1 rRNA gene is annotated in these 315 nt (G+C 40.6%); it reads left to right on the plus strand.

Features of this window, described 5'->3' with window-relative positions:
• Positions 1 to 224: 224 nt before the first annotated feature.
• A 23S ribosomal RNA gene (locus CD122_RS11315) occupies positions 225 to 315 on the plus strand; the annotation flags it as partial.

Genomic DNA, 315 nt, shown 5'->3' on the forward strand with positions numbered 1-315 from the left:
GATTTTACCAAGCAAAAACCGAGTGAATAGCGAAAGCTTGAAACTAAAATTATCGCTAGTCGTCAAATGACGACTCACATAATTAATAACACACAGGTTTGATTGAAAACGCTTGTCAGTCTATGAATCATGAACAAGAGCGAGTGCGCTTACTTTTGCGTAAGTAATCGAGCGATTGTGAAATGATGAAGACGAATGCGAGCGATTGACAATCAAAGCCAAAAGATTAAGTTATTAAGGGCGCACGGTGAATACCTTGGCACTAGAAGCCGAAGAAGGACGTTACTAACGACGATATGCTTTGGGGAGCTGTAA

This window comes from Staphylococcus rostri (assembly GCF_002902145.1).
GTDB lineage: Bacteria > Bacillota > Bacilli > Staphylococcales > Staphylococcaceae > Staphylococcus > Staphylococcus rostri.